The 8090-nt window shown below is 70.8% G+C and carries 8 protein-coding genes and 1 tRNA gene; 7 read left to right on the forward strand and 2 right to left on the reverse strand.

Annotated features, from left to right (window positions below; all coding sequences use genetic code 11):
* Positions 1-35 precede the first annotated feature (35 nt).
* Both CJ197_RS00190 and dcd read right to left on the reverse strand, forming a co-directional pair.
* Positions 36-845, reverse strand: a complete 810-nt coding sequence (locus CJ197_RS00190) for a hypothetical protein (RefSeq protein WP_102234768.1) — start codon at positions 843-845, stop codon at positions 36-38.
* Entirely contained in the window at positions 842-1435 is a 594-nt protein-coding gene (dcd, locus tag CJ197_RS00195; protein WP_102234769.1) for a dCTP deaminase, read from the reverse strand. The genes CJ197_RS00190 and dcd overlap by 4 nt, the downstream gene beginning before the upstream one ends.
* 274 nt (positions 1436-1709) lie before the next feature.
* Between dcd and CJ197_RS00200 the strand changes: the two genes are divergently transcribed.
* From CJ197_RS00200 to CJ197_RS00230, 7 genes are all read left to right on the forward strand, one after another.
* Positions 1710-1783: transfer RNA gene (locus tag CJ197_RS00200), tRNA-Gly, on the forward strand.
* 303 nt (positions 1784-2086) lie between these two features.
* Positions 2087-3100 carry a LacI family DNA-binding transcriptional regulator gene (locus CJ197_RS00205; protein ID WP_158239310.1) on the forward strand — a complete coding sequence of 338 codons (1014 nt, stop codon included), beginning with the start codon at positions 2087-2089 and terminating at the stop codon, positions 3098-3100.
* Positions 3087-4595 (forward strand): sugar ABC transporter ATP-binding protein, encoded by a 1509-nt coding sequence (locus CJ197_RS00210; protein WP_102234771.1) that lies wholly within the window; start codon positions 3087-3089, stop codon positions 4593-4595. Before CJ197_RS00205 ends, CJ197_RS00210 begins: the two co-directional genes overlap by 14 nt.
* 33 nt (positions 4596-4628) lie before the next feature.
* Positions 4629-5705, forward strand: a complete 1077-nt coding sequence (locus CJ197_RS00215; RefSeq protein WP_233190550.1) for an ABC transporter permease — start codon at positions 4629-4631, stop codon at positions 5703-5705.
* A gap of 179 nt (positions 5706-5884) precedes the next feature.
* A complete protein-coding gene (locus CJ197_RS00220; protein WP_102234772.1) occupies positions 5885-6856 on the forward strand; it encodes a substrate-binding domain-containing protein in 972 nt (323 codons plus the stop codon).
* 20 nt (positions 6857-6876) lie between these two features.
* A complete protein-coding gene (locus tag CJ197_RS00225; RefSeq protein ID WP_348648036.1) occupies positions 6877-7863 on the forward strand; it encodes a ribokinase in 987 nt (328 codons plus the stop codon).
* Positions 7860-8090, forward strand: a 231-nt coding sequence (locus tag CJ197_RS00230; RefSeq protein WP_304528970.1) for an RbsD/FucU domain-containing protein, incomplete at its 3' end; no start/stop codon positions are given. The genes CJ197_RS00225 and CJ197_RS00230, both read left to right, overlap by 4 nt.

The raw sequence follows: 8090 nt of genomic DNA on the forward strand, positions 1-8090 counted from the left end.
CGGCTCTGGGGTGCCGGTGATGAGCCGCCGGGGCCTTAGGCCAGATCTGCGGGGTCCACGAGGAAACCGCCCGCATCGAGCACATACCCGCCGACGGTCTCCGTGAGCAGGCCCGCGATCAGGCCGACACGCTGATACGCCACCTGCCAGCGCTCGGACGTCGCCGCATCAGGCATCTCGATGCCGCCCTCACCCTCATCGACCGGCAGGTGCACGATCTGGTAGTCCACCGCATCGCGCAGCCAGTCCACCTGCGCGAGCGCCGAATGCTGGTCGGCGCGCCCCACCCGCACGGCGAGCTCATCACCCGTCTCGAGCGGCACCGTCACGCTGTATCCGGCGCGCGACACATCTTCAGGGATTTCGTCGAGCTCCGCTTCCGGGGCCAGCGGCGCGATGAGCTCCGCAAAGGACTCCGGAGCGAGCGCGTGGGGGCTGACCACCGTGAGGTCCCGCTCGCAGAACGGGTGCGGCTCCAGGCGCGTCCCCGAGTCCGTGACAACCGCGCCGTACAGGCGCCGGCCCAGCGCCCACGCGAGGTCCAGGGCCTCCCGCTCAGCGCCCATCGGCTCCCCGTCCGGGAATGCCCGGCCGTAGCCGCGCGGATCCCCGATGGTCAGCTGCGTCGGCTCATCGCGCTGTCGCGGCACCTCCAGGGTGAAGCGCCCGCCGCCGCGTCGCGAGGTATCCGGGATCAGCCGGGCGTCGTCGCCCAGGTCGATCACGCCATCCGCATCGGCCTGGGCCTCGGGGCGGACATTGCGGATCATCGCCAGGACATCCGCGGGATCGGTGTCCCGCGGCAGCTGCAGCCGGTGCTCGGTGCGGTCGGGGGTGGGGCTCACTGCTCCTCCTCGACGGGGATGACGGTGCGGTGGAAGTTCCGGGCCGAGCGCGAAGGCGTCGGGCCGCGCTGGCCCAGGTAGCGGTTGAGATTGCCGGCCGAGCCGTACGGGCGCTCCGCCGCGCTCGAAAGCCGGAAGAAGCACAGCTGGCCGATCTTCATGCCCGGCCACAGCGCCACCGGCAGCGTCGCCATGTTCGACAGCTCCAGCGTGATGTGCCCCTCGAAGCCCGGGTCGATGAAACCGGCGGTGGAATGCGTCAGCAGACCCAGTCGGCCCAGCGAGCTCTTGCCCTCCAGGCGGGCTGCGACATCATCGGGCAGCGTGATCCGCTCATACGTCGAGGCCAGCACGAACTCGCCCGGGTGCAGCATGTACGCCTCCTCCGGGCCCATCGCCACCTCGCGCGTAAGCTCCGGCTGCTCCTGGGCCGGGTCGATCATCGCGTACTTGTGGTTGTCGAACAGGCGGAAGAACCGGTCGATCCGCACGTCCACGGAGGCAGGCTGGATCATCTGGGGGTCGAAGGGCTCCAGGGCCACGCGCCCGGCCTCGATCTCGGAGCGGATATCACGGTCACTCAGCAGCACGCCGCCAGCCTAGTCCGGGCAGGCGCGGCGGGGCGGGCGGTTCCGGGAGTGGGGTGGGGTGCGCGGGGCGGGCGATGCGCCGTGCGGAGCGGGGGCCGATGTGGGCGTGGGGTGCGCAGCATCGGGGTCGTGAGCGCCGGCACCGCGGCCGTGGTATGCGCGGCATAAGGGCCGCCCGGTTCGCGAGCAGGGGCACCGACGGGGTATGGTGGTCCGCGTCCAGATGCCCGGCCGAGGCCGCGACAGCGCGATCGACCAGGAAGGACCACCGTTCGCGGGTGTAGTTCAATGGTAGAACTTCAGCTTCCCAAGCTGACAGCGCGGGTTCGATTCCCGTCACCCGCTCCAGAGCGAAAAGGCTGGTCAGGAGAGGTTTCCTGACCAGCCTTCGCTGTGCCCGGGGCGTTTGGAGGGCCCGGAAACTCGTTTTCGTGGGACAACGTGGGACTTCGGCACCCCGCCCCGCGCATCGGTCACCAGCACTTCACAATCGGCAGGGGCTAGAGGGCCCCACCCGAAAACTCCCTCGCCCCGCCTCTTGCGCTGCGGCCCCTCGCGGGCGTACCGTACTGGAAACGTTTCCAGAGGCTGCACCACACCCTCGCACACCCCATGTGGAAACGTTTCGCGATGAGGCGGAAAGGAGGAGCGATGACCCGACCCACGATCAAGGACGTCGCCGCGCAAGCGAAGGTTGCCATCAGCACCGCCTCCCGCGCCCTATCCGGCAACGGCTACGTCTCCCCCACCACGCGCGAGGCCGTCGAGGCCGCCGCCCGCGACCTGGACTACACCCCGAACGCCCACGCACAGAGCCTGCGCTCCGCCCGCTACGGAACATTCGCGCTGCTCATCCCAGACATCCGCAACCCCTATTTCGCGGAGCTCGCGCACCAAGTGGAGATCGCGGCCCGCGCACAGGGCCGCACCGTGCTGCTGGGCAGCGCCGCGGAATCCCCCGAGCTGATGCTCGAATACATGGAGGTGCTACGCCGCCAGCGCGTAGACGGCATCATCACCGCGCCGTTCGACTCCGCGATCGACGCCCTCACCGCGCTGCACGAGGCACGCTTCCCCCTCGTGTTCCTGGATCGCCGGGTGGAGACGCTGCCGGTGCCGTCGGCCACATCGGACACCTCCGGGGCGATCCGTGACGCACTTGCCCACCTGCACCACCAGGGCGTGCGACGCCTGGGGCTGCTGGCCGGCCCGCGGGAGACCTCCACCGGCCGCGAGCGCCTCGCGCAGGCCCTTGAGCATGCGCGTGCCCTGGGGCTCGAGCCGGTGGTGCGCCACGGCTCCTTCGTGGAGACCTCCGGGCACGACAACATGCTCAGCCTGCTCGAGCACGGCGTGGAGGGCGTGCTGGCCGCGGATTCGCTGATGTCCGTTGGCGCGGTGCGTGCCCTGCATGAGCGTGGCATCCGCCCCGGCGAGGACCTGCCGCTGGTGGGTTTCGACGCCGTGCAGTCCCTTGTCCTCATCCACCTGGAGATCCCGCTGATCATCCAGGACATCCCCGGCCTCGCCCATGCCGCCGTGAAGCAGCTCTCGCAGGAGCTGAACCGCTTCGGCTCGGCGCAGGACGTGCATCTGCCCGCCACCCTCGATCTGCGCGGCGCCGGTGCCGCGCCCACCCCGGGAGCTGATCATGAACAACGCTGAGACCCCGATCCTGCAGCTGGAGGGGGTGAGCAAGTCCTTCGGCCCCGTGAACGTCATCGACGATGTCACCGTCCCGGTCTACCCCGGGAAGGTGACCGTGCTGCTGGGCGAGAACGGCGCCGGGAAGTCCACCCTGATCAAGATGATGTCCGGCATCTATCAGCCCGATGCGGGGCGGATCATCGTGGACGGCTCCCCCGTGCAGCTGCCCGATGTGAAGGCCGCGGAGAAGCTCGGCATCGCCACCATCCACCAGGAGCTGAACCTGGTGCCGCAGCTGAGTGTCGCAGAGAACATCACGCTGGGCCGCGCCCCCTCGCGGCTGGGAATGGTGGATCGCGGGGCGATGCGCCGCATCGCCAAGGAGGCGCTCGAGCGGATCGGCCTGGACGTGGACCTCGGCACCCCCGTTGGCGAGCTGGGGGTGGCCAAGCAGCAGCTGGTGGAGATCGCCAAGGCTCTCTCCCAGCAGGCGCGGGTGCTGATCCTCGATGAGCCGACGGCGGCACTCACCGGCCCGGAGATCCGCCAGCTGTTCACCGTGGTCCACGAGCTCAAGCGCGAGGGCGTGGGCATGGTGTTCATCTCCCACCACCTCGATGAGCTGCCGCAGATCGGCGACCTGGTGTGCGTGCTGCGCGACGGGAAGTTCGTCGCGGAGGTCCCGGCAGACACCCCGGAGGCGAAGCTCGTCTCCCTCATGGTGGGCCGCGACATCGACGACCAGTTCCCGCGCGAGCGCCCCGAGACCCCGGGCGCGCCGCTGCTGCAGGTGGAGGGCCTCACCCGCCATGGCGTGTTCGAGGACATCTCCTTCGAGGTCCGCGCCGGTGAGGTGCTGGGCATCGCCGGGCTGGTGGGCGCGGGCCGCACCGAGGTGCTGCGCGCCATCTTCGGCGTGGACCGCACAGATGCCGGCACCATCACGGTGGAGGGAAAGCCGCTGCCGACGGGGGATGTGTCCGCCTCGATCCGCGCAGGCATGGGCCTCGTCCCTGAGGACCGCAAGGGTCAAGGCCTGATCCTGGATGCGTCCGTGCAGGAGAACGCGGGGCTCGCCACCCTCGTGCCGACGGGCCGCTACGGCCTCGCGGATCTCACGGGGCAGCGTCGCCGCTCGAGTGAGGTCACGAAGACTCTCGGGGTGCGGATGGCGAGCATCGACCAGCCGATCCGCAACCTTTCGGGCGGCAATCAGCAGAAGGTCGTGTTCGGCCGCTGGGTTATGGCGAGCTCCCGTCTACTGCTGCTGGATGAGCCCACCCGCGGCGTGGATGTCGGCGCGAAGGTCGAGATCTACCAGCTGATCAACCAGGTCACCGCTGCTGGCGGCGCCGTCGTGATGGTCTCCAGCGAGCTGCCCGAGGTGCTGGGCATGAGCGACCGGATCCTCGTGATGAGCGGCGGGCGGATCGCGGGTGAGCTGCCCGCTGAGGGCGCCACCGAAGATGCCGTGATGTCACTCGCCGTCTCCAACACCGTTCCCGCGGTCTGAACCGCCGCCCCTACCCGTGAAAGGACTTTGACGATGATGTCGCATACCCCTACAGCGGCGGGCCCGGGCTCCGCCTCCCCTGACGACGCCCCGGGCAGCGCCCCCGGCACCACCCCAGGCTCCGCCCCGAACAGCACCCCCGGCGGCGCCTCCGCGCAGAAGAAGTCGACCTTCCTCTCCCGACTGGGCGATTGGGCGCTGAACAACGGTGCGCTGGTGGGCCTGATCCTGCTGTGCATCGGCCTGTTCATCGCCACGCCCGCATTCCTCACCGTCCCGAACATCATCAACATCGGCATCCAGGCCTCGGTGATGGCGATCCTCGCCTTCGGGATGACGTTCGTGATCGTCACCGCCGGGATCGACCTGTCCGTCGGCTCCGTGGCGGCGCTCGGCGCGATGGTCTCCGCGTACTCCTTCGCGTCCCTGGAACTGCCGGGGATCCTCACGCTGCTGATCGGCCTGCTGGTGGGTCTGCTGGCGGGGGCGATCTCGGGGCTTGCGATCGCGTACGGGAAGCTGCCGGCGTTCATCGCGACGCTCGCAATGATGAGCGTGGCCCGCGGGTTGACGCTCGTGATCTCGCAGGGCAAACCGATCCCCACCTCGGAGTCCGTGTCCTTCCTGGGCTCTTCGGTGGCGGGCGTGCCGGTGCCGATCTTCGCGATGGCGATCGCGGGGCTGCTGTGCTGGTTCATCCTCTCCCGCACCGTGCTGGGCCGCTCGATGTACGCCGTGGGCGGCAATGAGGAGGCGGCGCGCCTGTCCGGCATCCCGGTGAAGAAGGTGCTGGTGAGCGTGTACGCGCTCTCGGGCCTGTTCGCGGGACTCGCGGGCATGGTGCTGGCCGGACGACTCTCCTCCGCGGGACCGCAGGCCGGCGCCGGCTACGAGCTCGACGCGATCGCCGCGGTCGTGATCGGCGGGGCCTCGCTCGCGGGCGGCTCCGGCCGCGCTACCGGCACCCTGATCGGCGCGATCCTGCTGGCGGTGATCCGCAACGGCCTGAACATCATGAACGTCTCGAGCTTCTGGCAGCAGGTGGTGATCGGCCTGGTCATCGCCGCGGCGGTCGGCTTCGACGTGCTGCGTCGGAAGAAGACGAGCTGATGCGGGCGGGCCCGCAGGGACACGGCCGACGTCGGCCCACCCGTGCGGGCACCACCCACCCGGCACCGTGCACGTCGGTGCCCCACCACCTAGCGCCGCGCACGTCGGCGCCCCACCCCACCATCCATCTATCCCGCCGACGGGTCGCCGCTGACCCGTCCGACACCCAAGGAGAAACCATGTCCATCCAGCTCATCACCCGTTCCACGCTCGCCTCTCGCCGCTCGGTGCTGGCCGCCTCCGGGGCGGTCCTCGCGGGCCTGACCCTCGCGGCCTGCAACCGCGGCGGCGGCGACGGCGGGGAGGGCGGCGCCGGTGGCCGCGTCACCCTCGCCGTCTCCACCCAGACCAACCCGTTCTTCGTCCAGCTCGTCGAGGGCGCGAAGGCGGAAGCCGAAGCCCAGGGCGTCTCCCTGGATGTGCAGGACGCCTCCGATGATTCGGCCCGCCAGGCCGATCAGCTGGCCAACGCCATCACGCAGGGCTCAGCCGTCGTGATCGTGAACCCCACCGATTCCGATGCGGTCTCCACCTCCGTGGAGGCGCTGAACAACGCCGATATCCCGGTGATCGCCGTGGACCGTTCCGCCTCCAGCGGCGAGGTAGCCAGCTTCATCGCCTCGGACAATGTGGCCGGTGGCGCGCAGGCCGCGGAGGCTCTCGCCGCGGCGATCGGCGAGTCCGGGAAGGTGCTGCACCTGCAGGGCACCCCGGGGGCGTCGGCCTCGCGGGACCGCGGCCAGGGCTTCACCGAGAAGATCGCGGAGTACGGGGACATCGAGGTGGTCGCCACGCAGACCGCGAACTTCGACCGCGCCGAGGGCCTGGATGTGGCCACGAACCTCCTGCAGGCGAACGCCGACGTGGTCGGCATCTTCGCGGAGAACGACGAGATGGCGCTCGGCGCGATCGAGGCGCTCGGCAACAAGGCCGGCTCCGAGGTGTTCGTGGTGGGCTTCGATGGCACCGCCGATGGCATCGCCGCGATCGAGTCCGGCACCCTCGAGGCGACGATCGCGCAGCAGCCCGAGGAGCTGGGCAAGCAGGCGGTGCAGCAGGCGAAGGCCATCCTGGACGGCTCCGAGGCGGAGGCCGAGATCCAGGTCGAGGTGGTCACCGTCTCCGAGGAGAACGCGGGCGATTTCCAGTGAGCCGCCAGGGCAGCATCGTGGTGGTCGGGTCCGTGAACGCGGACCTGATCACCACGGTGGCCCGGCATCCGCTGCCGGGCGAGACGCTGCACGGCACCGGCGGGCACGTGCTGCCCGGCGGGAAGGGCGCGAACCAGGCGGTGGCCGCGGCACGGCTGGGCGGCCAGGTGACGATGGTCGGCGCGGTGGGCGATGACGCTAACGCCCAGCCGGCCCTTTCGGGGCTGCGCGCTTCCGGCGCGGACCTCACGCGGGTCCGCACCGTCCCCGGGCCGACGGGCCTGGCGGTGATCACCGTGGATGAGGCCGGGGAGAACACGATCATCGTGGTCGCCGGCGCGAACGGCGAGGTGTCCGTGGCCGACGACGTGGAGCCTGCCGCGGACCTGCTCGAGGCCGCGGCAGTGGTGGTCAGCCAGTGCGAGGTGCCGCGCGCGGTGGTGGATGCGCTGCCGGGGCATGTGCGCGGCCGCTTCATCCTGAACCCCTCCCCCGTCATGGAGCTGAACCGGCAGACGCTGCTCGCGGCAGATCCGCTTGTTGTCAACGAGCACGAGGCGGAGCTGGTGCTGCAGCTGCTGGGCGGTGGCTCCGACGGGTCGCCGGCCGGGGCCGTGCGGGCGCTGCTCGGCGCTGGGGTGCGGTCCGTGGTGCTGACGCTCGGCGCCGCGGGGTCGCTCGTGGCGGAGGGTGCGCGCGGGGCCCGTGGCGCCGGAGCGGCCGATGGGTCGGTCCGCACCGGGGCTGCGAGTTCGCTCGGGTCTGGGGCTGTGGATGCTCCGGTCACCGCGGTCGAGGCGGTGCGGGTCCAGGCTGTGGACACGACCGGCGCGGGCGATGCCTTCACCGGCGCGCTCGCGGTGCGTCTGGCCGCGGGCGATGACCTCGTGGCCGCCGCCCGCTACGCCACCCGCGTGAGCGCCTTCGCCGTCCAGGGCCACGGCGCCCAGCCGTCCTACCCCAGCAGCGAGGATGCGCTGCCGGGTGGGGATGGTGAGGTGGAATGAGGCGCTCGGGGATCCTGCATGCGGAGCTGAACCGGCAGCTGAGCCTGCTGGGCCACACGGACACGGTGGTGCTGGGCGATGCCGGGCTGCCGATCCCGCGGCATGTGCCGGTGGTGGACCTGGCGGTGGTGCTGGGTCTGCCGCGGCTGCGACCCGTGCTCGACGCGCTGCTGGAGACGGTGGTGGTGGAGGGCGCGGTGCTCGCCGATGAGGCGCGCGGCGGCCCG

It is taken from the genome of Brachybacterium sp. UMB0905, from assembly GCF_002871795.1.
Taxonomy (GTDB): domain Bacteria; phylum Actinomycetota; class Actinomycetes; order Actinomycetales; family Dermabacteraceae; genus Brachybacterium.